Genomic DNA, 23,039 nt, shown 5'->3' with positions numbered 1-23,039 from the left:
GTAAGGACGGTGCTCCGCCTGTGCAAGGGCGCACCCGCCGGCACGAAAGGCTTGAAACCCGTGATGGAAACATCTGCCAGTCTCACTGGCGCTTAGTCGACCGGCAGCCTATATTGGGTGGGACGGTCTGTGCTTCCCGGCAGGAGAACATTTTCCCCGGGGCCTTAACGATCCTTAGGGAGCTGTCCCTGGGAAGACCCGTGGGTTTTCTCACACGGCGCCCACCTACTTTGTAGGTTCCCGGGATCGCTCTCTCCACCGGTTGTGTGGATCGTCACTTATTGCCACGCGTCCACGCATTTCGGTGGATGATGCGGTGGAAAACGTCGCTCCCAACACTCCATCCCGCTCTGACCTTTTCTACCCTGGCCGCATGATCTCTCACAAAGACCTGAAAAAGCAGCTTCGCCGCGAGGCACTCGGGCGCCGCGACGCGCTCGATGAATTCTGGCGGGTGGAGGTCGCGCTTGAAATGGCCGAGACGGCGCGCGATCACCTCGCTGTCGAGCCTGGCCAGATCGTCTCCGGCTTCTGGCCGATGCGTTCGGAAGTCGATGTCCGGCCGCTGATGTTCGCCTTGCGCGAAAAGGGAGCCAGGCTCTGCCTCCCTGCCATTCTCGACAAGACCACCATCGTCTTTCGCGAATTGGTGCGCGGCGCGCCGATGGTCGAGATGGGCTTCGGCACGGTCGGGCCGCATGAGGAAGCCGAGGTGCTTGACCCCTCGGTGATGCTGGTGCCGCTCGCGGCCTTCGATGCGCGCGGCCATCGGCTTGGCTATGGCGCCGGGCACTATGACCGGGCGATCGCGCGCCTGCATGCCGCGGGGCACCGGCCCAGATTGATCGGCATCGCCTTCGACTGCCAGGAGGTGGCGCAGGTGCCGGACGAGAACCATGACGTCATCATTCCGGAAATACTCACCGAGAGCGGGTTGCGCCGCTTCGCGCCAAAATTGTAGATAAGTACAAGGGACGCATGATCTTTCACTGGCGTCATGCAGCTTTCGCTGACCTTCGGTGCGGGATCATATGAGACTTCTCTTCCTCGGTGACATGGTTGGAAAGACAGGACGGACGGCGGTGTGGGAACAGCTGCCCGGCCTGATCTCCGACTTCAAACTCGATTTCGTCATCGTCAATGGCGAGAACGCCGCCGGCGGCTTCGGCATCACCGAAGAGATCTTTCGCGAGACGATCGCGGCAGGCGCCGATGTCGTCACCACCGGCAACCATGTCTGGGACCAGCGCGACGCGCTCGCCTTCGCGCCGCGCGAAGAGCGTTTTCTGCGCCCCTCCAACTTTCCCAAGGGCACGCCCGGGCGCGGCTCCGGCGTTTATATCGCGAGGAGCGGCGCCCGCGTGCTGGTCGCCAACATCATGGGCCGGGTGTTCATGCATCCCGAGCTTGACGATCCGTTCCAGGCCGGCGAACGCGAGCTTGCCGCCTGTCCGCTCGGCGAGCAGGCCGATGCCGTGATCATCGACTTCCACGCCGAGGCGACCTCGGAAAAGATGTGCTTCGCCCATTTCGTCGACGGCCGCGCCAGTCTCGTTGTCGGCACGCACACCCACCAGCCGACCGGCGACCACCAGATCCTCAATGGCGGCACCGGTTATATTTCCGACGCCGGCATGTGCGGCGACTATGATTCCTCGCTCGGCATGGACAAGGAGGAACCGCTCAACCGGTTTCTGTCGAAAGTGCCGAAAGGGCGTTTCGAGGCAGCCACCGGACCGGCGACATTGTGCGGCGTCGGCGTCGATATTTCCGACCGCACAGGGCTCACCGAGCGGATCGCGCCGTTTCGTCGCGGCCCGCGGCTGGAGGAAACCGAGCCATCCTTCTGGTCGTGACATTGATATAGGCGCGCTTAGTACCTAATTGCCGGCGACACTGCTCTAGATCGTTAAAAGAGGGGACGACCTCCATGCAGCTCATCGAATTCCTGGCGCCGCATTTTCACTTCGTGTCCGACCCAACGGCCTGGGTCGCGCTGCTGACGCTGGTGGTGCTGGAGATCGTTCTCGGCATCGACAATCTGATCTTCATCTCGATCCTGACCAACAAGCTGCCGGAAGCGCAAAGGGCCCGCGCCCGCCGGCTCGGCATCTCGGCGGCGCTGATCATGCGGCTGGTGCTGCTGGCCACCATTTCGATCATCGTCCAGCTGACGGCGCCGGTGTTCACCGCCTTCGGCCACGGCTTTTCCTGGCGCGACCTGATCCTGATCGCCGGCGGCCTGTTCCTGGTCTGGAAGGCGACCAAGGAAATCCATCACACGGTCGATCTCGACGACCACAGGGATACGATGCTGGGCGAGACGCTGCAGATCAGCCTTGCCGGCGCGATCTTCCAGATCCTGCTGCTCGACCTGGTCTTCTCGATCGATTCGATCATCACCGCCGTCGGCATGACCGACGAGATCGCCATCATGTACATCGCCGTGATCGTCGCGGTGAGCGTGATGATGCTGGCGGCCGGACCGCTTGCGGACTTCATCGCCAAGAACCCGAGCATCGTCATGCTGGCGCTGGGCTTCCTGCTGATGATCGGCATGACGCTGATCGCCGACGGCATGGGCTATCACGTGCCCAAGGGCTACATCTACGCGGCCATGGGTTTCTCGGCGCTGGTCGAAGGGCTCAACATGCTGGCGCGACGGCGCAAGAAGGCGAAGTCGGGCGCCGGGCACTGAGGCTGGTCTGTGTCGGGGCGAGCCTAATGCCCTGGCACGCCCTTCGGGTGGCGGTCGCCGATCAGGCCAAGCGTCAGACCTGTTCCAGCCAGGCCTTGGCGCCGGCCAGCACGAGCGTGAAGCCGCCGGTTGAGCCGACGGCCTCTTTCACCTGCTCGTCGCCATTGCCGGCGAAGCCGAAGCTGCGAACCTCGAGAAAGGTCGTCTCATCCGGCATTTCGGTGAAGGTCCAGACCACGGTGGTCGGCGGATCGCTCCACCGCATGACGATCTTTTCGTTCGCGACGATCTCGCTGACAGTGACCGTCGTCGAGACGCCGTACATGCGCCATTCCCAGCGCACCTCCTTGCCGCTGTCCAGCCGGCCGCTGGCGTGCGTGAACCAGAATTTCGTGGTGGCGGCCGGGTCGACGATGGCCTCGAACACGTTGGCGACAGGCCGCCGGATCAGCATGCCGGCTTCGGCGGTTGGTGTTTCGCGCATCTCCATCGAATGCTCCTAATACTCAGATGTTGTCTTCGTTGGCGGGTTCGCCCTTCATCTCGCTGCGGTAGTAGCCGTCGCGCAAATTGATGCCGTGCTCGACATAGGCCTTCATGCAGGCCAGCATCTGCGACCAGCCCTCGCAGTTGAGGTAGGACTTCTTCAGGCCGACCGCGCCTTCCCGCCAACCGCTCTCGGCGATGGTGACGAAGGTTCCGCCATCGTCCAGCGGCTCGAAATTCATCTCGATACGGGTCTTGTAGGCGGGTTTGCCGTCGGCGTCGGTGGCATCCCAGCGCAGCACGATGCGGCTGTCCTTGACCACTTCATCGACCTCGACCGGCACCTTGCCCCACCAGACGACACCGGTGCCCGCCACCAGCGGCGCGCTGGCGCCGCCGATCGTGGTGAAATAGCCGCTCAGTTTCTTCGGATTGACGACGGCGTCGAAGACGTCGGCGACCGGCTTGCCGATGCGTCCGGAAACCCTGAATCCAAGTGACATATCCACAGCTCCTTGCCTTGATCGGTTCAACGATATGTTATAGAAACATAACATGTCAAGCCGATCGCAAGATGACAATGTTTTCAAGGCGCTGGCGCATCCGCGCCGGCGCGAAATGCTGGATCAGCTGAAGGATACGCCGAAGACGACCGGCATGCTGTGTGAAGCCTTTCCCGATATCGATCGCTGCACCGTGATGCTGCATCTCAAGGTGCTGGAGGAGGCCGATCTGATTGTCGCGCGGCGCGACGGACGCGAGCGCTGGAACCATCTCAACGCGCTGCCGATCAAGCAGATCCACGACCGCTGGATCAGCCAGTATGCCGGCCATGCGCTCAGCATCATCGACCGGCTGAAATCCGATCTGGAGGCGTGAACGCTTGCAGCAGCCGATGTCGTGCGTCCCATGCGCGGCGCGGCTGGACGAATTGAGCCGATTTATCTATAAGCCGGCCATTCCGACAGAGAACGCCGTGCTTCCACGAGTTGCACCTGGGACGCTCTGAAATTTTGAATTCGGGCATTGCGGAAGACGAGGTGAGATCACTTCGCTTCGGGATGCTCTAGCCGAGAAGACGACAGGGGTGCCATGGCTGGCCATTCACAGTTCAAGAACATCATGCACCGCAAGGGCCGCCAGGATGCGGTGCGGTCGAAAATGTTTTCCAAGCTGGCGCGCGAAATCACCGTCGCCGCCAAGAGCGGGACGCCCGATCCATCGATGAACCCGCGTTTGCGATTGGCGATCCAGAACGCCAAGGCGGTGTCGATGCCGAAGGACAACATCCAGCGCGCCGTCAACAAGGCCTCGATGGGCGATGCCGAGAACTACGAAGCCGTGCGCTATGAGGGCTATGGTCCCGGCGGCGTCGCCGTCATCGTCGAGGCGCTGACCGACAACCGCAACCGCTCGGCGTCGAACGTGCGCGCCGCCTTTACCAAGGCCGGCGGAGCAATGGGCGAAACTGGCTCGGTGTCGTTCATGTGGGACCGCGCCGGCGAGATCTACTATCCGGCTTCGGCCGGCAGCGCCGACAAGATCATGGATGCGGCGATCGAAGCCGGCGCCGACGATGTGGAGTCGGACGAGGAAGGCCACACCATCTATTGCGCCTTCGAAAATCTCGGCGAAGTGTCGAAGGCGCTGGAAGGCGCGCTCGGCGAGGCTGAATCGGTGAAGCCGATCTGGCGGCCGCAAAACAATGTTCCGGTCGACGAGGAGCGGGCACAGTCGCTGATGAAGCTGGTCGCCACGCTCGAGGATGACGATGACGTGCAGAGCGTCTACGCCAACTTCGAAGTCGATGACGAAACCATGGCCAAGCTCAGCGCGGCATGAGCGGAGCTCAGCCGGGCATGAGCGGAGCTCAGCCTGAGACGTAAGCGGAGCTTAGTCTGACATGAGCGAAAAAGCGCTTCCCACCATCCGCATCACCTATTGCACGCAGTGCCAGTGGTTGTTGCGCGCCGGCTGGATGGCGCAGGAGCTGCTGTCGACCTTCGGCACCGATCTGGGCGAGGTGACGCTGGTGCCCGGCACCGGCGGCATCTTCACCATTTCCTGCAATGACACGCTGATCTGGGACCGCAAGCGCGACGGCGGTTTTCCGGACGCGGCAAAGCTCAAGCAACTGGTCCGCGACGTCATCGACCCGGATCGCGATCTCGGGCATGCCGACCGCAAGGGTCACACGTCAAAAGACCAAACGCAAAAGGACCCCGCCTGAGCGGGGTCCTTTTGCGTTTCGTCGACTGCTTTGTTTGACGCAATTCCCAAGGGAAAGCGCTGCGCGCTTTTCCCGGGAAAACCGCTTCACACTTTTCCTGGAATTGCTTTCTAGAGCAATGCGAAGATAAAGCAGGCCATCGCCACGATGGCGGTGATGGTGCGGACGTGGTTCCACATCACCCATTGGCTCAAATGGTTCGCCCACACGGCGGCGCCATTGCTGCTGGCGGGGTCGACGGCTGCGAGCGCATCATTGAGAGGCACATTGAAGACCATGGTCACGATCGGGCTGCCGATCAGATAGATCACCGCGCCGGCAAGCAGCCAGTACGAGCCGGACTGGCTCCAGCCCATGATGGCGGCGGCGATAAGCACCATACAGAGCAGGCCGGTGCCGAAAAGCGCGGTCATGAAGGTCGGGGTGATCACCGTGATGTTGATCGAATTCATCGCGGCGATGCCGCTTGGGACGGGCAGTCGGGCAAGCGCCGCCATGATGAAGTTGGAAAAGGCGAAGAACACGCCGCCGACCAGACCCGAGCCGATTGCGGCAATGATGGTGAGGGTGGGAAGAAGCTTGGTCATCTCAGTTGCTCCAGATGCCGGTGGCGGCGGTTTCGGTTGCGTAAGCGGAAAAGTCTTTCGGCGCACGGCCGAGCACGCGCTGGACGCCGTCGGTCAGCGTCTCGTTGCGGCCGTCGAGCACTTCGGTGAACAGCTCGTTGAGCAGCCAGGCGATTTCGGGCGGCAGCTCATGCGCAGCCATCGCTGCGGTGAATTCTTCACGCGAGATCCTGACAAAGCGGATGTCGCGGCCGGCCGCCTTGGCGATCTCGGCGACCGCGTCGGCGAAGCTTAGCAGCCGCGGTCCGGTCAGCTCGTAGAGCTGGCCGACATGGCCTGGCTCGGTCAGCGCGACGAAGGCGGCTTCGGCGATGTCGTCGACATCGACGAACGGCTCGCCGACATTGCTGACCGGCAAGGCTACTTCGCCTTCCAGCAAGGGCTCGACGAGAAAACCTTCGCTGAAATTCTGCGAGAACCAGGCGCAGCGCAGGATCGTCCAGTCAGCGCCCGAGGCTTTCACCATCTCTTCGGCGCGCTGGGCTTCGGTCTCGCCGCGGCCGGACAGCAGCACCAGCCGGGTGACACCGTTGGCCACGGCAAGCTTGGCGAAGGCGTCGACGACTTCGGCGGCGCCCGGCACGGCGATGTCGGGGTAGTAGCTGATGTAAACGGCACTCACGCCTTGCATGGCCGGACCCCAGGTCGCCGGGACTTTCCAGTCGAAGCGTGGGCTGCCCGCGCGCGAACCGATCCGCACCGGCGTGCCATGCGCGGTCAGCCGTTCGGCGAGGCGGCGGCCGGTCTTGCCGGTGCCGCCGAGGATCAGAATGGGTTTCGGTGTCGGGTTATTCATGGTGGTTTCCCTTGTTTTACAAACATGAGTAATCCTCACATTTGCAAAACGTGATAAACCTTCGTATTTTGCGAGTCAAGCGATTTTGCCGGCATTGGAGTCAGTCATGGAAGACACGGCCACGCCGGTTTCCCCGCAGGAGCAGATTGCTTCGCCGCGCCGGGCGCCCAGCCAGCAGCGCAGCCGCGAGCGGGTCGAGCGCATGCTGGCCGCTGCCTCGGCGCTGATTGCCGAGCAGGGCAGCGATGCCATGCGCATGGGTGAGTTGGCGGAACGGGCAGGGGTGTCGATCGGCTCGCTTTACCAGTTCTTTCCAGACAAGCGGGCGATCATCTGGGCACTGGCCGAACGCTACACCGCCGAGAGCCAGGCCTGCATCTCAGCAGCGCTCGCCGGCGTCGGCGACGCCGAAGGCCTGGGCCAAGCATTTTCGGAACTGGTCGACATCTATTACCGGCTATTCCTGGCCGAGCCGGTGATGCGCGATATCTGGTCGGGCACGCAGGCCGACAAGGCGCTGCGCCAGCTCGAACTCGCCGACAGCCGCGCCAATGCCGAATTCCTCACCGCGGTGCTCAGGCGGCTACGGCCCATGGCCGATCCGACGGCGCTGGAAACCACGGCGTTCCTGGTCTGGCAGATGGGCGAGGCCGCCATGCGGCTGGCGATCTCTGTCGAGCGGCAGGAGGGCGACAGGCTGGTCGCCGCCTACAAGCGCATGGCGCTCAGGGAGCTGCTGGCTGAATAGGGGTGAAAGCGGAACCTTCTGCGAAGCAACAAAAAACCCGCCACAAGGGCGGGTTTTCGATCTGCGAAAAGGTCGTCGGGCTTAGAGGCCGAAACCTTCGAAACGCTTCTTGAACTTCGACAGGCGGCCGCCGCGGTCGAGCAGGGTCTGCTGGCCGCCGGTCCAGGCCGGGTGGGTGGTGGGGTCGATATCGAGGTTCATCGTATCGCCTTCCTTGCCCCAGGTCGAACGGGTCGTGTATTCGGTGCCGTCGGTCATGACGACCTTGATGGTGTGGTAATCGGGATGGATGTCGGTCTTCATGGGTTCGGTTCCTGGCTTGCCGGCGCTGCCGACGGGCATAAGCCTGCGTCGATGCGCCCCTTTTTAAAACTCGAAGCCGCAGCTATTGAGGAGCCACGGCTTCTAAAACGGTCGGCGAGCCTATACATCAGCCGGAATTGAATCACAAGGCCGCGGCAAGCGCATATTGAGGCGCATACCCTAAGGGCGGCTAGAGGAAACATCGGGATGGCGCAAATCAGCAGCGCAGACGAGCGCAGGCGCTCGCTCAAGCCGCTCAGGCGCCTGTTTCCTTACATCACGCAGTATCGCAGGCTGGTCATCGGCGCCGTCATCTCGCTGGTCATCGCCGCGGCAACGACGCTGGCGCTGCCGCTGGCCGTACGGCGTATGATCGATCATGGTTTCTCGTCGGCCAACACCATCTTCATCGCCGAATATTTCGCCGCCCTGGTAGCGATGGCCGCCGTGCTGGCGGCGGCATCGGCCGGCCGCTACTATTTCGTCATCACGCTAGGCGAGCGCGTTGTCGCCGACATCCGCCGCGATGTCTTTGCCCATGTCACGACGCTGTCGCCTTCCTTCTTCGACACCGCCCAGTCGGGTGAGATCGTGTCGCGGCTCGCCGCCGACACGACGCAGGTCAAGTCCGCGGTCGGGGCCACCGCTTCGGTGGCGCTGCGCAACGTCATCCTCGGCCTCGGTGCGGTGGGGATGATGGTGATCACCAGCCCGAAACTGTCGGGCCTGGTCATTGCCGCTATTCCCGTCATCGTGCTGCCGCTGGTCGCCTTCGGCCGTTCGGTGCGGCGCAAGTCACGACAGGCGCAGGATACGCTTGCCGATGCCACCGCCTATGCCAGCGAGCAGATCGGCGCGGTGCGCACGCTGCAGGCCTTCACCAATGAGAAGCTGGTCACCGGGCATTTCTCGGCCGCGGTGGAAGCTGCTTTCGAAGCGGCGCGCTCCTCGATCTTCGCGCGCTCCTTCCTCACCTTCTTTGCCATTTTCACCATCTTCTCGTCCGTCGTGGCGGTGCTGTGGTTCGGTTCGCGCGACGTGCTCGAAGGCTCGATATCGCCGGGCACACTCGGCCAATTCCTGCTCTATTCGGTGTTCGCCGCCGGCGCGCTGGGCGCGTTGTCGGAAGTGTGGGGCGAGCTTGCGCAGGCGGCGGGTGCTGCCGAACGGCTGACCGAGATCCTGGCCGAGAAGCCGGCGATCCAAGCGCCGGCCGATCCGAAGCCGCTGCCTGCGGTCGCCAAGGGTGCGATCGTCTTCGACAATGTCTCCTTCTCCTATCCGGCAAGGCCCGACCGCGCCGCCGTGCACGGCTTGAGCTTTCAGGTCATGCCCGGCGAGACGGTGGCGATCGTCGGGCCGTCAGGAGCCGGCAAGAGCACGGTCTTTTCGCTGATCCTGCGCTTCTACGATCCCGAAACCGGCAAGATCCTGATCGACGGCGTCGACGTGCGCGAGGCCGATCCCGTTTCCGTCCGCGAGCGCATCGCCATCGTGCCGCAGGACGTCACCATCTTTGCCGCCACCGCGCGTGACAATATCGGCTTTGGCCGGCCGGGAGCCAGCAAGGCCGAGATCGAGACGGCGGCGAAGGATGCGCTTGCCGACGAATTCATCCTCAAGCTCGAAAAGGGCTACGACAGCCAGGTCGGCGAGCGCGGCGTGACGCTGTCCGGCGGCCAGCGCCAGCGGGTCGCGATCGCCCGCGCCATCCTGCGCGATGCGCCGATCCTGCTGCTCGACGAGGCCACCTCGGCGCTCGACGCCGAAAGCGAGACGCTGGTGCAGATGGCGCTGGAACGCCTGATGCAGGGCCGCACCACCATCGTCATCGCCCACCGCCTGGCAACGGTGCTGAAGGCCGACAGGATCCTGGTCATGGATGGCGGCTCGATCGTCGAGGAAGGCACGCATCAGAGCCTGGTCGCCAAGGGCGGCATCTATGCGCGGCTGGCCAAGCTGCAGTTCGAAACCGGCGCCAGCGCTTTCAGGGGCGCGGCGGAGTAAGCTCAGCTCAGTCCGGCTTCCAGTCCGCGAGTAGGACGACGCTGCCAAACTGTTTGGCTTTGGCAAAATGGCGCTGGTCAGCCGTGACAAAAGTGCCGCCACGTTCGATCGCCATTGCATGATAGATGCTGTCAAACAGAGTTGGGTGGCCCTTGTCAGCAGAGGCTGACGTTGCAATCTTCTCGGCTGTAGCCAAATCCTGGATAGTCGGCTCTTCAATTGCCAGCCCCAACTCTCGAAACTGATCGAAAAGCTGGCCGATTACGGCAAGCGGCAATTCGACATGCAAGGCGGCTGATAGTGCCTCATACAACACTATTGACGGAGCGAGATAACCTTCTCCCTGCTCCAACATGCGATCGACCAAATCGCGTGCGGCCTTGCTGTCCTCCTCTTGCTTGAGAAGCTTCACGAACACGGAAGCATCCACGACGATCATTCCTTGGTGCCTTCGAGCACGTCGAAGGGGCGGCCATCCCACTTCATTCGCTGGAGGCGCAGGAAATCGGTGGTGCTCTCGCCTCGAGTGCTGGATTCGCCTGGCAGCTCGTCCAGCATTTTCTTAAGGCGCTTGACCGCAACGGCACGTAACGCCTGATCTATTGCCTTCTCCACGAAACGCGATCTCTCGCTTTTCGGCACTTCGTCCTCCAGCCGGTTCTTTATTTCAGCGGCGATGGAAAAGGTGGCACGTTCTTTCGGAGTGGAAATTCCCACGATGCGTTCCCTCAATTCCTCATACGGAAATATATGCTCTGAGGGTATGAAACGCAATGCTCCTGCGTCAGGCCTTCCCGTACCGGTTCTTCAGGTGATCGGCGAAATACGCGGCGTTGAGCTTTTCGCCGGTGGCGCGTTCGAGCAGGTCCGGCGTCGACCAGCGTGACGCCTGCGACCAGATCTTTTGGCGGCGCCAGTCGTTGATCGCCTCGAAATTGCCTTTGGCGAGATCATCATCGGCTAAAGGGTGTTCCCGCGTCAGCGCCGCCCATTGCTGCGCCGCCATCATCGCGCCCAGCGTGTAGGAGGGGAAATAGCCGAAGGCTGCCCCTGGCCAATGCACGTCCTGCATCGGCCCGTCGGCCGGATTGTCGATGGTGGAAAGACCGAGATAGTCGCGCATCTTGGCGTCCCAGGCTTCGGGCAGATCAGCCACCTCCAGCCTGCCCGAGACGAGCTCCTGTTCCAGTTCGTAGCGCAGGATGACATGCAGGGGATAGGTCACCTCGTCGGCATCGACACGGATCAGGCCGCGCTCGACGCGATGCACATGCGGCAGGATGTCGTCGAGCGACCAGGCTTCGCCGAGATGCTTTTCGACCACCGGCAGCGCCCAGCGCCAGAAGGCCGGGTTGCGGCCGAGCTGCTTTTCGACGAACAGGCTCTGGCTTTCATGCACGGCCATGCCGCGCGCCTTGCCGAGCGGCCAATGCGACCATGCCTTGGGCAGGTTCTGTTCGTAGAGCGCATGGCCGGTCTCGTGCAGCACGCCCATTAGCGCCGACAGGAAATCAGACGTCTTGTAGCGGGTGGTGATGCGCACGTCGCTCGGCACGCCGCCGCAGAAAGGATGGTGCGACACCGACAGCGACCCGTGCGTCAGGTCGAAGCCGACCGCCGCCATCATGGCAAGGCCGAGCTCGCGCTGCCGGTCGATCGCATAGGTGCCTGAGAGCGGCTTCAACGGGCGCTTGCGCAGCCGCGCGTCCTGGATCGCCAGCGCCTCCGGCACAAAGCTTTTCAGGAAAGCCTTCAGGTCGGTGAACGCAGGCGTGATGTCGGCGGTGCGGTTGCCGGGATCGTATTGCTCCATCAGCGCGTCATAGGGGGCGAGGCCGAGCACGTCGGCACGCAGCGCCGCCTCCTCGCGCACCAGCGCCACCACGCCCTCCAGTGCCGGCTGGAAGCCCGCCCAGTCGTTCTTGGCGCGCAGGTCGCGCCACAGTTGCTCGCAACGCATACGCGCAGTCGTCTGGCGTTCGACGAATTCGACCGGCAGGCAGGTCAGGTTGGTGTATTGCCGCCGCAGTTCCGAGACGGCGGCGCGCTGCTCTTCACCCAACGCTTCCTGTTCGGCCGCTGCGATCCAGTCGGCGATTTCCGGCGCCGTTGCCCTGGTGTGATACATGCCGGCCAGTGCCGACATCGCCTCGGCACGCTTCTCGCCACCGCCGACGGCCATGTGGGTGGCCTCGTCGGCGCCGAGGATGGCCAGCGCATGCTCGAGCGCTTCGAGCTTGTGGCCGAGATCATCGAGTTTCTGAAAGGACATGGCGGCTTCCATGATTGGGAACGGGGCGAAAAGACACCAACGCAAATGCGTTGGCAACCCTCACATGCCGTCCGGCAAATGCACCTTGCGCGGACAATGCCGCGTATGAAATGCTGCCGGCGACCAATGAAGGGGGAACAACATGGTCGGCAACATCCTGGTCGGGCTGGTGGCCTTGATCCATGTCTACATCGTCTATCTCGAGATGGTGCTGTGGGACACGCCGCGTGGGCACAAGGCTTTCAATCTGACGCCCGAATTCGCCAGTGCCTCGAAGGTGCTCGCCGCCAATCAGGGGCTCTACAACGGTTTCCTTGCCGCAGGCCTCATCTGGGGGCTTTACCTCGGTGCGACCGGTTTTCAGGTCAAGCTGTTCTTCCTGCTGTGTGTGGCTGTTGCCGGCCTCTATGGCGCGGCCACGGTCGGCCGCAAGATCCTGTTCATCCAGACCGTGCCGGCGGTGGTTGCCCTGATCGCGGTCTGGCTTGGCTGGTAAAAAGGACGCCCGCGGGATTGGCTCCCGAAGGCGTCAGGTGGTCCCTTCCTCTTGGACCGTTTCAGCCACTATGGCCTCAGCCGTTCGGGTAGCTTCCGCCGTCGGCGCCATCGCCCATCAGGAAACCGCTGCCGGTATCGAGCCTCAGCCGCTGGTCGACATTGTCGAGGCGGCGCAGCAGGTCATGGTATTGCGCGGCCGGTATCCTGCCGTGATCGGATGCGGCAACCTTCTCGGCCGCCTGACTGATGTGGGCGGTCCGCATTTCCAGACGCTCCGCCACGGCCGGCGTAATGTTGTTGGCCTGTCTTGCGTCCACGATACCCTGATGGACGCCCTGCACCTGTTCGATGAGCGCCTCGACACGCGGGCCAGTCATGTCAATCGGGTCGCTCGCGTCGAGAGCGCCCTTGTTGTGATGGCCCGCGGCATAGGCGCCGGCAAGCGGAACGGCGATGAGGAACGCCGTGAGTGTTGCAGTTCTGAGCGAGGTCTTGGGAGTGAAAGAGCGCATCACGCGTCTCCTCTTGTAGAGGAAGGCGGCGGTCGTTCCGCCCGCCTTCTGGCCGTGGGCCGTCGGGTTCCGTCGTGTCGCGACGAGGGGGATTCATCGCCGGCGGTTCTCGGCCCGGGCGGGAAGCTAGGACCGCCCTGCGACAATGTGTAATTAAAAAAAGATAATCTTTTCAGGCCTTGCCGGCCTCGATCTGCGCCCTAGAGTTGAGCCGACGAACAAATTCGCGTGAGTTCGCGTGATGATGGATCAACGTTCAGTGAGCTTCAGTTCAATACGGCGGTTCTTGTTGCGCGCCTCTTCGGTGTCGGCGGCATCGAGCGGCTGGAACTCGCCGAAACCGGCGGCGACCAGGCGGTTGGCTGGGACGCCATTCTCGATCAGGAACTTCACCACCGAGGTCGAGCGCGCCGTCGACAGCTCCCAGTTGTCGCGGTAGCGGCCGGTGCCGGAGAGCGGCTTGTTGTCGGTATGGCCGTCGACGCGCAGCACCCAGTTGATCTCGGGCGGGATTTCCTTCTGCAGCTCGATGATGGCGTCGGCGAGTTTCTTCATCTCGACCTTGCCGGCATCGTTGATCACCTCGGAGCCGGTCGGGAACAGCACCTCGGACTGGAACACGAAGCGGTCGCCGACGATGCGGATGTTCTCGCGGTCGGCGAGGATTTCGCGCAAGCGGCCGAAGAAGTCGGAGCGGTATCGGTTCAATTCCTGCACACGCTGCGCAAGTGCGACGTTCAGGCGGCGGCCGAGATCGGCGATCTTGGTGTTGGAATCGCGGTCGCGGGTTTCGGAGACGTTGAGCGCATCCTCGAGCGCGCCGATCTGCTTGCGCAGCGCGGCGATCTGCTGGTTGAGGATCTCGACCTGGCTCAGCGCCTGCTGGCTGATCTGGCGCTGGCTGTCGAGTTCGCCGCCCAGTGCCGCGGCGCGTTGGTTGGCGGCGTCGCCGGCGCCCGCACCTTGCGCCAGCAATTGTTCGAGCCGGCTCTTTTCCGCTTCAGCCGCCGATAGTGATGCCTGCAGATTGGCCAGCGAATCATCCTTGTCCTGCGCCGTCGAGCGCTCCAGCGCCAGAAGCTGGGTCAGCTCGTTGATCTGCGAGTTGAGGCGCGAGAGCGCCGTGTCCTTGCCGGAGATTTCGCGGCCGAGCAGGAATTGCGCCAGCACGAAAACCGTGAGCAGGAACATGATCGCCAGCAGCAGCGTCGACAGCGCGTCGACGAAGCCCGGCCAATAGTCGATGCGGCGATCGGTGCGCCGGCCCCTGGCAAGTGCCATGTTAGTGGACCCCGGGCTTCTTCAGGGCGTCGGCGATCTTTTCCAGCGTGTTGCGCATCGCCTTCTGCTCGTCGGACTGGGCCTCGACCCAGTCGCGCATGATCTGCTGCTCCGAGCGCATGTTCTTGACCAAGCCGGAAATGCCGTCGGCGAGATTGGCCATGGCGGTGGCGACGCGCGGATTGGAGCCGCCGCCATTCTCCTGCATGCTGCGCAGCCGTTCCGACAAGACCCGGATCTCGTCGGAGGATTCTGTCTTGGCCGGGTCGGAGACGACGATGTCGGACGACAGGTCGGTGACCGAGGACAGCCAGTTTTCCAGCTCGGTATAGAAGCGCGTCTGGGCGCGGCCGGCCTGCAGGTCGAGGAAGCCGAGCACCAGCGAGCCGGACAGGCCGAACAGCGAGGACGAGAAGGCCGTGCCCATGCCGGCCAGCGGTGCAGAAAGCCCCTGCTTCAGCGAATCGAGCACCGCGGCGGCGTCACCCGTGCCGGGATCGAGCGATTCGATGGTCTCACGGATCGAGCCGATGGTGTTCAACAGACCCCAGAAGGTGCCGAGCAGGCCGAGGAACACCAGCAGGCCGACGAGATAGCGCGACGTGTCGCGGGTTTCGTCGAGGCGCGTGGCGATGGAATCGAGCATGGTGCGCATCGAACTGGTCGAGAAGGCCGTCGCCGAGGAGCGGCCGATCATCGCCTTCATCGGCGCCAGCAGCACCGGTTCGGTGGTCTCCGAGCCGGCACGGAATGAGTTGACCCAGCGCACTTCGCGAAACAGCCGGCCGACCTGGGCGAAGGCCAGCAGGATGCCGACCACCAGCACGCCGACGATCAGGCCGTTGAGGCCGGGATTGCTGCCAAAGGCGGTCGAGATCTGGCGAGTCAGGATGGCGGCGATGAAGGCGACGATGACCAGGAAGATCACCATGGTCAGCAGGAAGACCTGCGGGCTCGACAGTTTGTGCGGATCGTAGATCAGGACATCAGAACGTCTGCCCATGCCGAAGGATTTGAGAAAAGCCATCCGTGCCCCGTTTCCGATGCCGCCGCCGATCACGTAAACCGCGACTCTAAACGGAATTGTGACCAAATTGAATGGCGCTTGGCAATATTGCCGCGTCGATAGTCTGTGTCAGAGGCGATTGATGACCAGACAGTCGACCATAGCGGCTAGGTGCAGACCCGCGCCAGTGACGACGAAACCGTGCCACAACGCATTGTGGAAGCGCAGCCCTTTCCAGGCGAAGAAGATGACGCCGCAGGAGTAGACGATGCCGCCGGCGACGATGAGCGCGATGGATGTCGTCGGCAGCGTCTGCACAAGCGGCTTGACCAGGATGATGCCGCTCCAGCCGATGGCGAGATAGAAGACGATGGCCAGCCGGTCGAAACGGCCGGGAAAAAACACCTTGATGGCAATGCCCAGCACGGCGGCGGTCCAGACCAGGACGATCATCCAGCGTGCCAGCGGCGAGCCTTCGAGCTGGGCCAGGAAAGGCGTGTAGGTCGCGGCAATCAGGAGATAGATCGCGGCGTGGTCGAAACGCCGCAAGACCCATTTCGCCGGCGACGACACCGGCCACAGATTGTAGGTCATCGACACCGACAGCACGGTGAGCAGCGAGACCACGTAGAAGGCGGCGGCAATGTATTCGCCCGGTCCGACACGAAAGGCCGCCAGCGCCAGCAGTGCCGAACCCGCCGAGATCGCCAGCACGATGCCGACCGCATGGACGATGCCGTCGGCGATCATCTCGGCGCGCGAATAGTGCCAGCGTCCGATGAACGGGATGTCGGGGATGGGCTTGATGTCGTTCACTGCCGGGTTTCCTGCGCCGCGCACTCCAATTTGGGCGCTCGCCGGGCAGTATTTCAAGCTTCCGTTGCGGATTTGCGACTGCGGCGCATCAGCGCGGCGTGCCGTCACCGTGCCGAGAGTGGCTTCTTTACGGCCTTCAGCAGCGCGCGTTGAATGACCTCGTTGCCGGCGACAACCGAGCCGTTGTCGAGCATGTCCTGGCCGCCATCCATGTCGGAGACGAAGCCGCCCGCCTCGCGGATCAGCAGCAGCCCGGCGGCGATGTCCCAGGCCGACAGGCCGGTTTCCCAGAAGCCGTCCATGCGGCCGGCCGCGACATAGGCGAGATCGAGCGAGGCGGAGCCGAGACGGCGGACGCCGGAGACTTCGGCCATGACGTTGCGCAGCTCGACGAGGAAATTGCCGTGGTGGCCGCGGCCGAGATGCGGCATGCCGCAGCCGATCACCGTGTCGACCAGCTTGATACGGCCGGCGACGCGCAAGCGGCGGTCATTCATGAAGGCGCCGCCGCCGCGTTCGCAGGTGTAGAGCTCGTCCATCGCCGGATTGTAGATGACGCCGGCAACGATCTGCCCCTGGCGTTCCAAGGCGATCGAAACGGCAAAGAGCGGGATGCCGTGCAGGAAATTGGTGGTGCCGTCGAGCGGGTCGACGATCCAGCGATGCTGGCCGTCGTCGCCTTCGACCGCGCCGCGCTCTTCCATCAGGAAGGCATAGCCCGGCCGTGCCTTGGACAGTTCGGCAAAGACGATGTCCTCGGCCTTGCGGTCGGCCTGGCTGACATAGTCGCCGGGGCCTTTCATCGAGACCTGCAGGTTCTGCACCTCGCCGAAGTCGCGCGACAGCGAGCGGCCTGCCTTCATTGCGGCCTGGACCATGACGTTGAGAAGGGCTGAGCGTGCCATAGTGGTTCTTCCTGGTGCTGCACTTAAGCTCTGGCTTGATGCATGTCGGTGACCCAAAACCGGGGCCACTTTTGGGCGACATGCATCAGTCCGCGCGGCGCACGTAAGTGATTTCGTTGGTGTCGACGATGATGCGCTCACCGGCGCCGATGAATGGCGGCACCAGGACGCGGATGCCGTTTTCCAGGATCGCCGGCTTGTAGGACGAGGCTGCCGTCTGGCCCTTCACCACCGGGTCTGCCTCGGTGATGGTCAGCGTCACATAGTCGGGCAGCGAAATGCCAATCGGCCTCTCTTCGTAGAGCTGGACCGTCACCATCATGCCGTCCTGCAGGAAGGCCGCGCGATCGCCGACGAAGTCCTTGTTCAATTCGAGCTGCTCGTAGCTTTGGGTGTCCATGAACACCAGCGCGTCTTCCTGCGCGTAGAGGAAGGAAAAGTCCTTCAGGTCGAGCCGGATCTGCTCGACCGTCTCGGCCGAGCGGAAGCGCTCGTTGAGCTTGGTGCCGTTGATGAGGTTCTTCAGTTCGACCTGATTGTAGGCGCCGCCCTTGCCGGGCTTGACGGTGTTGGTCCTGACCGCAACCCAAAGGCCGCCATCATGCTCGATGACATAGCCGGGACGTATTTCGTTGCCATTGATCTTGGCCATGATGAGATGATCCGGAATGATACCGACGGCCAAGCCGTTGGTATGGGATGTTCGCTGGGAAAGCGATTTCGGGCTCCCAAGACCACAAATCGTCAGAAGAGGCAAGGGAGCGGGCAGGTTGGTGCCGAACCGGAGAGGCCGTCAGGGCAGGCGGTTCGCCTTCTGCAGGGCCTGCTTGGTCTCGTCGTCGCTCAGCCCCTGCAGGAAATCGTCCATCTGCGGATCGATGAGGCCGGCGCGGCGGGCGACGATGTACCAGGCGCCGGCGAGGACAAGGTCCGGATCGGTGCCGATGCCTTGCATATAAAGTTTTGCGAGACGGTTCTGGGCGGCGACATTGCCGCCCTCGGCCGCCTGCTTCATCCAGCCGAAGGCCGATTTCAGGTCGCGCGCACCGCCACGGCCTTCGATCATCCAGGCGGCGAGATCGATCTGCGCGGTGTCGTAATTCTGCCGTGCCGCCTGCGCCAGCAGGCGCCTTGCCTGCAGATCGTCTCGCGGCTTGCCACCGACGCCATTGGCGTAGATCTGCGACATAGCATATTGCGCGTCGGCGAGGCCGGTCGCGGCGGCGCGCTCGTAGTAGGAGACCGCCTTGGCTATGCCGGCGTCGCCGGGGTCCTGCTCGACCAGCATCTGCGCGAAATTGAACTGCGCCAGCCGGTTGCCGGCCTCGGCGGCGGCCTGCATCAAGGCATAGGCCCCCTTTTCGTCCTTCTTGACGTAGCGGCCGTCGAGCAGCATCAGCGCATACTGGAACTGCGATTCCGGCACGCCCTGTTCGGCGGCCAGCGCGTACCATTTCGCCGCTTCCGCCGAATTGAGCGGCACACCGAGCCCGCGCGACAGGATCTCGGCCACCAGCGTCTGCGCCGCCGGGTCGCCGTTTTGCGCCCGGACCAGCGCGAGATTGTAGGCCGTCTTGTAGAGCCCGCGCTGGAACGCGCCATAGGCGGCGTCCGCCGGCTTGGCGCCGAAGCGGTCGGGGTTGATGGCGTCGGCCGACGGCAGCGGCGCCGGCTCGGCCGTGGTGGCGGGTTGCGGCAGCGGCTTGTCGATCGGCTTGTCGGTGTGCATGCCGATGTCCGGCTTGGGCTGCGGCAGCGGGATGGTCTCCGCGGCCGCCGCCTGAACCATGAGCACCGCAAGCAGAGCCTGGAGGGGAAGCCTCGCCGAGGGCACGTCAGTCCTCGAAGCGCGGCGCGGTCTCGTCGAGCAGCGCGTTGGCGGTGGCGACCGCTGTCTTGGGATCGGTGCCGTCGGCAAACACGGCGCTCGACAGCGCCACGAATTCGGCACCTGTCGCGCCCACGGCTTCCACCGAGGCGATGTCGGATCCGGCCATGACGATGCACGGGATCTGGATCATGTCGGCCCACCATCTGCCAAGCGACAGGTTGCGCGGGTGTGGTTCGGGCTTGTTGTCGTAGCCGAAGCGGCCGAAGAAGATGTAATCGGGCCGTGTCTCGCCAAGCTCGAGCGCGTCGTCACGCGTCTTGGCGCCGCCGGTGCCGACCATCATCTTTGCCTGGAAATGCTCGATCGTCTCGGCGAGTTCGGCCTTGGAGACTTCGACATGGATGCCGTCGGCCTGGACGCGGCCGGCTATGCGGGTGTCGCCGGCGATGATGACAGCAACACCGGCGGCTTGCGCTGCCGGCACGATCTGTTCGGCGAAAGCCTGGAAGGAGGCCTCATCCATGCCGTTTTCGGGCAGGATCAGCGAAGCGACATCGCCGCCTTCGAATGCCGCGGCGATACGGGCCGCCGGCACGCCGGGCGGCACGATCAGCACGATGCGACAGCGGTTGGGGGGCGTTGCGTCATTCATGGTTCTTCGGGTCCCGCGTTTCGCCTATGCCGGGCGAAGATGGTTGGATTGCGGCATAGAGCAAAGTGCCCGCTTTGAACAGGCGGGCAGCCGGGTTCGCGATGTTTGACCCGCCGGGCAGCCGGCGGGGCCGCTTCACTTGATCGGGTGCGGGCTCACGACGGGTGGTTTGCCCTTCCACAGCGTCCAGCCGAGATTCATGCCGGCGGCGGCGATCAGGATGGCGGTGGCGCCGACGATCTGGCTCAGATGCAGCCGATGACCGAAGGCCACGACATCGACCAGAATGGCGACCACCGGGTAGATGAAGGACAGCGATCCTTGCAGATGCGTCGGCAGTTTCTGGATGGCGCCGTACATCAGTATGTACATCAGGCCGGTGTGGACGATGCCGAGCGTCGCCAGCATGGCCCAGCTCCATGGGTCGGTGGGCAGATGGGTAAGATTGGCGAAGGGCGCCAGCATGACGACGCCGACGCAGACCTGGATCAGCGCGATGAGGTGGGGCGGAGTGCCCTTGAGCTTCTTGGTGACGATGGCGGCGACGGCCCAGAAGAAAGCCGCGCCCAACGCCATGACGATGCCGGTAAAATAATCCGTGCCGACATCACCGGCATCGGGGGCCGACTGCACGATCAGCACCATGCCGGCAAAGGCGATGGCCAGCCAGGTCAGCTTGGTCAGGGTCAGGCGTTCGGCGAAGAACAGCGCGCCGAAGCCGACCAGCATGAAGGGCTGCGTGTTGTAGACGGCGGTGGCGATCGAAATCGATGCGCGGGAGAAAGCACTAAACAGCAAGAGCCAGTTGACGACGATGGCGACGCCACCGAGTGCTGCGATGGCGATGATGCGCAGCGACAGCCTGTTGCGCAGCAAGCCCAGCGCGGTGCAGATGATGAGCAGCGTCAGTGCGCCGAACGCGCAGCGCCAGAACACCACATCCATGATCGGCTGGCCGGACAGGACGACGAACCATCCGATCGTTCCCAGGATCGCCATTGCGGCGGACATTTCGACCGTGCCGCGCACTGTCTCGTTCACAACAAACCTCCGTATCAGTTCAGCCGTCATAATCTCATGCGGCTATGCGGCTTTCCATCGGCTGAGAAAGGAGGTATGGATAAAATGGCCTAATTATATTAGGCGACGACTCCAAATCAGCAGGAAATGTAAAATGCTGGATGATCTCGACCGAAATCTCCTCGAAATCCTGGTCAAGGATGCGCGGACCTCGCTGAAGGAGCTGGCCGCCCAGGTCGGGCTGTCGTCGCCAAGCGTTTCGGAGCGGCTGCGACGGCTCGAGGAGCGCGGTGTCATCCGGGCGTTCACCGTCGAGATCGACCCGCTGGCGCTGGGTTATACCTTGCAGGCCATCGTGCGCATCCGGCCTCTGCCCGGCAAGCTGCACATCGTCCAGAAGCTGATCGAGGAGATCCCCGAATTCGGCGAATGCGACAAGGTGACGGGCGATGACTGCTTCGTCGCCCGCCTGTTCGTGCGATCGATCGGTGATCTCGACGGGATTTTGGACCGCATCGCCGACAAGGCCGAGACAAGCACCGCCATCATCAAGGCGCAGCCGATCCGGCGGCGGCCGCCGCCGCTCGGGGCAGCCTCACCTCGTGACAGGGCAACAGCCTTGCAGGCATCTTGAGCAGGACCGGTCGGCTCCGGTTTTCAGAGAGCTGATCGAAGCCGGGTGGAAAGCCGGCGGCCGGTTGGCTAGGCTGCCGGTCCAAACGAGACCGGGACTATGGCGCAGAACATATACGACCGTGAGGACTTCTTCGCAGGCTACAGCCAGCTCGGCCGCTCCGTGGAAGGCCTGGATGGTGCCGCCGAGTGGCCGGCGCTGCGCGCGATGCTGCCCGATGTCAGCGGCTTGAGGGTCGTCGATCTCGGCTGCGGCTTCGGCTGGTTCTGCCGCTGGGCCCGCGCGCATGGGGCGGCGCAGGTGCTTGGCCTGGATCTGTCGGAGAAAATGCTTGCCCGGGCAAGGGCCGCCGGCCCGGATACTGGCATAGACTATGAGACAGCCGATCTCGATCAGCTCAGCTTGCCGGAAGCCAGCTTCGATCTCGTCTACAGCTCGCTCGCCTTGCACTATGTCGAGGATGTGCGGCGTCTGTTCGGAACCGTGCACCAGGCCCTGTCGCCCGGCGGGCATTTCGTCTTCTCGACCGAGCATCCGATTTTCATGGCGCCGACCAATCCTGGCTGGTCGATCGATGCCGCGGGAAGAAAGACATGGCCTGTCGACCAGTATCTGGTGGAGGGGCCGCGCAGCACCGACTGGCTGGCCAACGGCGTGGTGAAACATCACCGCACGATCGGCACCACGCTCAACGCCCTGATCCGATCCGGTTTCACCATCGACCAGGTCGAGGAATTCCGCCCGACCGATGCGCAGATCGCGGCCAAGCCGGAACTGGCGGAGGAACTCGAGCGGCCGATGTTCCTGCTGGTCTCGGCCCGCCGATAGGCACTGGCCGGCGTCGGCCGGATGTGCGGCCGCCACGCTCATATTTGCTGTCGCTCCGCCCGGCATTCTGGGCTATTCAAGCGTCGACACGCTTTCCCTCCGGACCAGTCCCCTCCCATGTCAGGCCTGCTTCTCGATCCGTGGTTCTACGCGGCCGCCATTCCGGCGGTCATTCTGGTCGGCCTGTCCAAGGGCGGCTTTGGCGGCGCTGTCGGCTTCGTCGGCGTGCCGCTGATGGCGCTGACCATGCCGCCGGTGCAGGCGGCCGCCATCCTGCTGCCGATCCTGTGCCTGATGGACATCGTCTCGGTGTGGGCATGGCGGGGTGTCTATGACCGCAAGATGCTGGTCGACATGATGCCGGGCGCCGTCATCGGCATCGGCCTCGGCTGGCTGACGGCGGCACTCGTCACCGAAGAGGCGGTGCGGCTGATCGTCGGTGCCGTCGCCATCATCTTCGTCCTGCGCTGGCTCTATCTGCAGTTCCGCCACGGCGCCGACCACGCGGCCGCGCCCAACCGCGTGGCCGCCGCCGTCTGGGGCACGGTCGCCGGCTTCACCAGCTTCGTCGCCCATGTCGGCGGCCCGCCCTTCCAGGTCTATGCCTTGCCGATCCGGCTCGATCCGAAAGTTCTGTCGGGCACCGCCGCGATCTTCTTTGCCGCCACCAATGCGCTGAAGCTGGTGCCCTATTTCGCGCTCGGCCAGTTCGACACCGCCAATCTGACGGCATCGGCGGTGCTGATGCCGCTGGCGCCGCTGTCGACCATCGCCGGGGCGTGGCTGGTGCGGCGGATGCGCCCGGAAACCTTCTATCCCTTCACCTATGCAACCGTCGCGGTGGTGGCGCTGAAGCTGCTTTGGGATGGCATTGTTGGTCTGATGTAGAA

At 63.6% G+C, this 23,039-nt stretch carries 28 protein-coding genes, 1 other RNA gene and 1 pseudogene; 13 read left to right on the top strand and 17 right to left on the bottom strand.

From position 1 onward, the window contains the following. Nucleotides 1-121 precede the first annotated feature (121 nt). The 4 genes from ssrS (at nt 122) to FCU66_RS21795 (ending at nt 2,698) form a co-directional block, all read left to right on the top strand. A non-coding RNA gene (ssrS, locus tag FCU66_RS21810) (6S RNA) lies at nt 122-277 on the top strand. Between the two features lie 96 nt (nt 278-373). Next, the gene (locus FCU66_RS21805; protein ID WP_136618452.1) at nt 374-961 is read left to right on the top strand and encodes a 5-formyltetrahydrofolate cyclo-ligase; all 588 of its coding nucleotides are present in this window, start codon (nt 374-376) and stop codon (nt 959-961) included. A 70-nt stretch (nt 962-1,031) separates the two neighbouring features. After that, nucleotides 1,032-1,856: a TIGR00282 family metallophosphoesterase gene (locus tag FCU66_RS21800; protein ID WP_136618451.1), complete on the top strand. Its 825-nt coding sequence runs from the start codon at nt 1,032-1,034 to the stop codon at nt 1,854-1,856. A 74-nt stretch (nt 1,857-1,930) separates the two neighbouring features. Further along, a complete protein-coding gene (locus FCU66_RS21795; protein WP_136618450.1) occupies nt 1,931-2,698 on the top strand; it encodes a TerC family protein in 768 nt (255 codons plus the stop codon). 23 nt (nt 2,699-2,721) lie between these two features. On the opposite strand, the pseudogene FCU66_RS21790 reads toward FCU66_RS21795, so the two are convergent. Both FCU66_RS21790 and FCU66_RS21785 read right to left on the bottom strand, forming a co-directional pair. Next, a pseudogene (locus FCU66_RS21790) lies at nt 2,722-3,188 on the bottom strand (SRPBCC family protein). A gap of 16 nt (nt 3,189-3,204) precedes the next feature. After that, nucleotides 3,205-3,687, bottom strand: a complete 483-nt coding sequence (locus tag FCU66_RS21785) for an SRPBCC domain-containing protein (protein WP_136618449.1) — start codon at nt 3,685-3,687, stop codon at nt 3,205-3,207. 52 nt (nt 3,688-3,739) lie between these two features. On the opposite strand from FCU66_RS21785, the gene FCU66_RS21780 reads away from it, so the two are divergent. The 3 genes from FCU66_RS21780 to FCU66_RS21770 all read left to right on the top strand — a co-directional run bounded on the left by FCU66_RS21780 (nt 3,740) and on the right by FCU66_RS21770 (nt 5,414). Then, nucleotides 3,740-4,063, top strand: coding sequence for an ArsR/SmtB family transcription factor (locus tag FCU66_RS21780; RefSeq protein ID WP_127319142.1), 324 nt, complete (start codon nt 3,740-3,742; stop codon nt 4,061-4,063). A gap of 213 nt (nt 4,064-4,276) precedes the next feature. Beyond that, complete coding sequence (locus FCU66_RS21775; protein ID WP_023758620.1) at nt 4,277-5,026, top strand: YebC/PmpR family DNA-binding transcriptional regulator; 750 nt, start codon at nt 4,277-4,279, stop codon at nt 5,024-5,026. 61 nt (nt 5,027-5,087) lie between these two features. Next, nucleotides 5,088-5,414 (top strand): Rdx family protein, encoded by a 327-nt coding sequence (locus FCU66_RS21770; protein ID WP_136618448.1) that lies wholly within the window; start codon nt 5,088-5,090, stop codon nt 5,412-5,414. Nucleotides 5,415-5,524: 110 nt separating this feature from the next. Here FCU66_RS21770 and FCU66_RS21765 read toward each other — a convergent pair whose 3' ends face one another. Continuing rightward, nucleotides 5,525-6,001: an anthrone oxygenase family protein gene (locus FCU66_RS21765; RefSeq protein ID WP_136618447.1), complete on the bottom strand. Its 477-nt coding sequence runs from the start codon at nt 5,999-6,001 to the stop codon at nt 5,525-5,527. A 1-nt stretch (nt 6,002) separates the two neighbouring features. Next, nucleotides 6,003-6,836: an NAD(P)H-binding protein gene (locus FCU66_RS21760; protein ID WP_136618446.1), complete on the bottom strand. Its 834-nt coding sequence runs from the start codon at nt 6,834-6,836 to the stop codon at nt 6,003-6,005. Nucleotides 6,837-6,942: 106 nt separating this feature from the next. Here FCU66_RS21760 and FCU66_RS21755 point away from each other — a divergent pair, with 106 nt between their 5' ends. Next, the gene (locus FCU66_RS21755; protein ID WP_136618445.1) at nt 6,943-7,584 is read left to right on the top strand and encodes a TetR/AcrR family transcriptional regulator; all 642 of its coding nucleotides are present in this window, start codon (nt 6,943-6,945) and stop codon (nt 7,582-7,584) included. Between the two features lie 81 nt (nt 7,585-7,665). Here the strand turns inward: FCU66_RS21755 and rpmE are convergent, their stop codons facing one another. Further along, on the bottom strand, nt 7,666-7,887 hold the full coding sequence (rpmE, locus tag FCU66_RS21750; protein ID WP_023800009.1) for a 50S ribosomal protein L31: 222 nt from the start codon (nt 7,885-7,887) through the stop codon (nt 7,666-7,668). A 207-nt stretch (nt 7,888-8,094) separates the two neighbouring features. Between rpmE and FCU66_RS21745 the strand changes: the two genes are divergently transcribed. Then, nucleotides 8,095-9,894: an ABC transporter transmembrane domain-containing protein gene (locus tag FCU66_RS21745; protein ID WP_136618444.1), complete on the top strand. Its 1,800-nt coding sequence runs from the start codon at nt 8,095-8,097 to the stop codon at nt 9,892-9,894. Nucleotides 9,895-9,901: 7 nt separating this feature from the next. On the opposite strand, the gene FCU66_RS21740 is transcribed toward FCU66_RS21745, so the two are convergent. The 3 genes from FCU66_RS21740 to FCU66_RS21730 form a co-directional block, all read right to left on the bottom strand. Then, nucleotides 9,902-10,333: a type II toxin-antitoxin system VapC family toxin gene (locus FCU66_RS21740; protein WP_136618443.1), complete on the bottom strand. Its 432-nt coding sequence runs from the start codon at nt 10,331-10,333 to the stop codon at nt 9,902-9,904. Next, nucleotides 10,330-10,611, bottom strand: coding sequence for a hypothetical protein (locus FCU66_RS21735; RefSeq protein ID WP_136618442.1), 282 nt, complete (start codon nt 10,609-10,611; stop codon nt 10,330-10,332). Before FCU66_RS21735 ends, FCU66_RS21740 begins: the two co-directional genes overlap by 4 nt. Nucleotides 10,612-10,678: 67 nt before the next feature. Further along, complete coding sequence (locus FCU66_RS21730; protein WP_136618441.1) at nt 10,679-12,166, bottom strand: carboxypeptidase M32; 1,488 nt, start codon at nt 12,164-12,166, stop codon at nt 10,679-10,681. Nucleotides 12,167-12,308: 142 nt separating this feature from the next. On the opposite strand from FCU66_RS21730, the gene FCU66_RS21725 reads away from it, so the two are divergent. After that, nucleotides 12,309-12,662, top strand: coding sequence for a DUF1304 domain-containing protein (locus FCU66_RS21725; RefSeq protein WP_136618440.1), 354 nt, complete (start codon nt 12,309-12,311; stop codon nt 12,660-12,662). A 76-nt stretch (nt 12,663-12,738) separates the two neighbouring features. On the opposite strand, the gene FCU66_RS21720 is transcribed toward FCU66_RS21725, so the two are convergent. The 9 genes from FCU66_RS21720 to FCU66_RS21680 form a co-directional block, all read right to left on the bottom strand. After that, a complete protein-coding gene (locus tag FCU66_RS21720; RefSeq protein ID WP_136618439.1) occupies nt 12,739-13,176 on the bottom strand; it encodes a hypothetical protein in 438 nt (145 codons plus the stop codon). 249 nt (nt 13,177-13,425) lie between these two features. Then, the gene (locus FCU66_RS21715; protein WP_136618438.1) at nt 13,426-14,457 is read right to left on the bottom strand and encodes a peptidoglycan -binding protein; all 1,032 of its coding nucleotides are present in this window, start codon (nt 14,455-14,457) and stop codon (nt 13,426-13,428) included. Nucleotide 14,458: 1 nt separating this feature from the next. Next, nucleotides 14,459-15,484, bottom strand: coding sequence for a MotA/TolQ/ExbB proton channel family protein (locus FCU66_RS21710; protein ID WP_136618437.1), 1,026 nt, complete (start codon nt 15,482-15,484; stop codon nt 14,459-14,461). 108 nt (nt 15,485-15,592) lie between these two features. After that, complete coding sequence (gene trhA, locus FCU66_RS21705) at nt 15,593-16,279, bottom strand: PAQR family membrane homeostasis protein TrhA (protein ID WP_168991893.1); 687 nt, start codon at nt 16,277-16,279, stop codon at nt 15,593-15,595. A gap of 104 nt (nt 16,280-16,383) precedes the next feature. Next, nucleotides 16,384-17,184, bottom strand: coding sequence for an inositol monophosphatase family protein (locus tag FCU66_RS21700; RefSeq protein WP_136618436.1), 801 nt, complete (start codon nt 17,182-17,184; stop codon nt 16,384-16,386). A gap of 85 nt (nt 17,185-17,269) precedes the next feature. Continuing rightward, nucleotides 17,270-17,836, bottom strand: a complete 567-nt coding sequence (gene efp / locus FCU66_RS21695) for an elongation factor P (RefSeq protein WP_013529127.1) — start codon at nt 17,834-17,836, stop codon at nt 17,270-17,272. A 141-nt stretch (nt 17,837-17,977) separates the two neighbouring features. Continuing rightward, the gene (locus tag FCU66_RS21690) at nt 17,978-19,018 is read right to left on the bottom strand and encodes a tetratricopeptide repeat protein (RefSeq protein WP_136618435.1); all 1,041 of its coding nucleotides are present in this window, start codon (nt 19,016-19,018) and stop codon (nt 17,978-17,980) included. 1 nt (nt 19,019) lies between these two features. Further along, nucleotides 19,020-19,667 carry a thiamine phosphate synthase gene (locus FCU66_RS21685; RefSeq protein ID WP_136618434.1) on the bottom strand — a complete coding sequence of 216 codons (648 nt, stop codon included), beginning with the start codon at nt 19,665-19,667 and terminating at the stop codon, nt 19,020-19,022. Between the two features lie 135 nt (nt 19,668-19,802). Next, a complete protein-coding gene (locus tag FCU66_RS21680; RefSeq protein ID WP_136618433.1) occupies nt 19,803-20,708 on the bottom strand; it encodes a DMT family transporter in 906 nt (301 codons plus the stop codon). Between the two features lie 133 nt (nt 20,709-20,841). Here FCU66_RS21680 and FCU66_RS21675 point away from each other — a divergent pair, with 133 nt between their 5' ends. The 3 genes from FCU66_RS21675 (at nt 20,842) to FCU66_RS21665 (ending at nt 23,037) form a co-directional block, all read left to right on the top strand. Continuing rightward, on the top strand, nt 20,842-21,321 hold the full coding sequence (locus tag FCU66_RS21675; RefSeq protein WP_136618432.1) for an Lrp/AsnC family transcriptional regulator: 480 nt from the start codon (nt 20,842-20,844) through the stop codon (nt 21,319-21,321). A gap of 99 nt (nt 21,322-21,420) precedes the next feature. Beyond that, the gene (locus tag FCU66_RS21670; protein WP_136618431.1) at nt 21,421-22,149 is read left to right on the top strand and encodes a class I SAM-dependent methyltransferase; all 729 of its coding nucleotides are present in this window, start codon (nt 21,421-21,423) and stop codon (nt 22,147-22,149) included. Between the two features lie 117 nt (nt 22,150-22,266). Further along, the gene (locus tag FCU66_RS21665; protein WP_136618430.1) at nt 22,267-23,037 is read left to right on the top strand and encodes a sulfite exporter TauE/SafE family protein; all 771 of its coding nucleotides are present in this window, start codon (nt 22,267-22,269) and stop codon (nt 23,035-23,037) included. Nucleotides 23,038-23,039 lie beyond the last annotated feature (2 nt).

It is taken from the genome of Mesorhizobium norvegicum (genome assembly GCF_004919685.1).
GTDB lineage: Bacteria > Pseudomonadota > Alphaproteobacteria > Rhizobiales > Rhizobiaceae > Mesorhizobium > Mesorhizobium norvegicum.
This window is presented reverse-complemented; position numbering and strand designations above follow the sequence as displayed.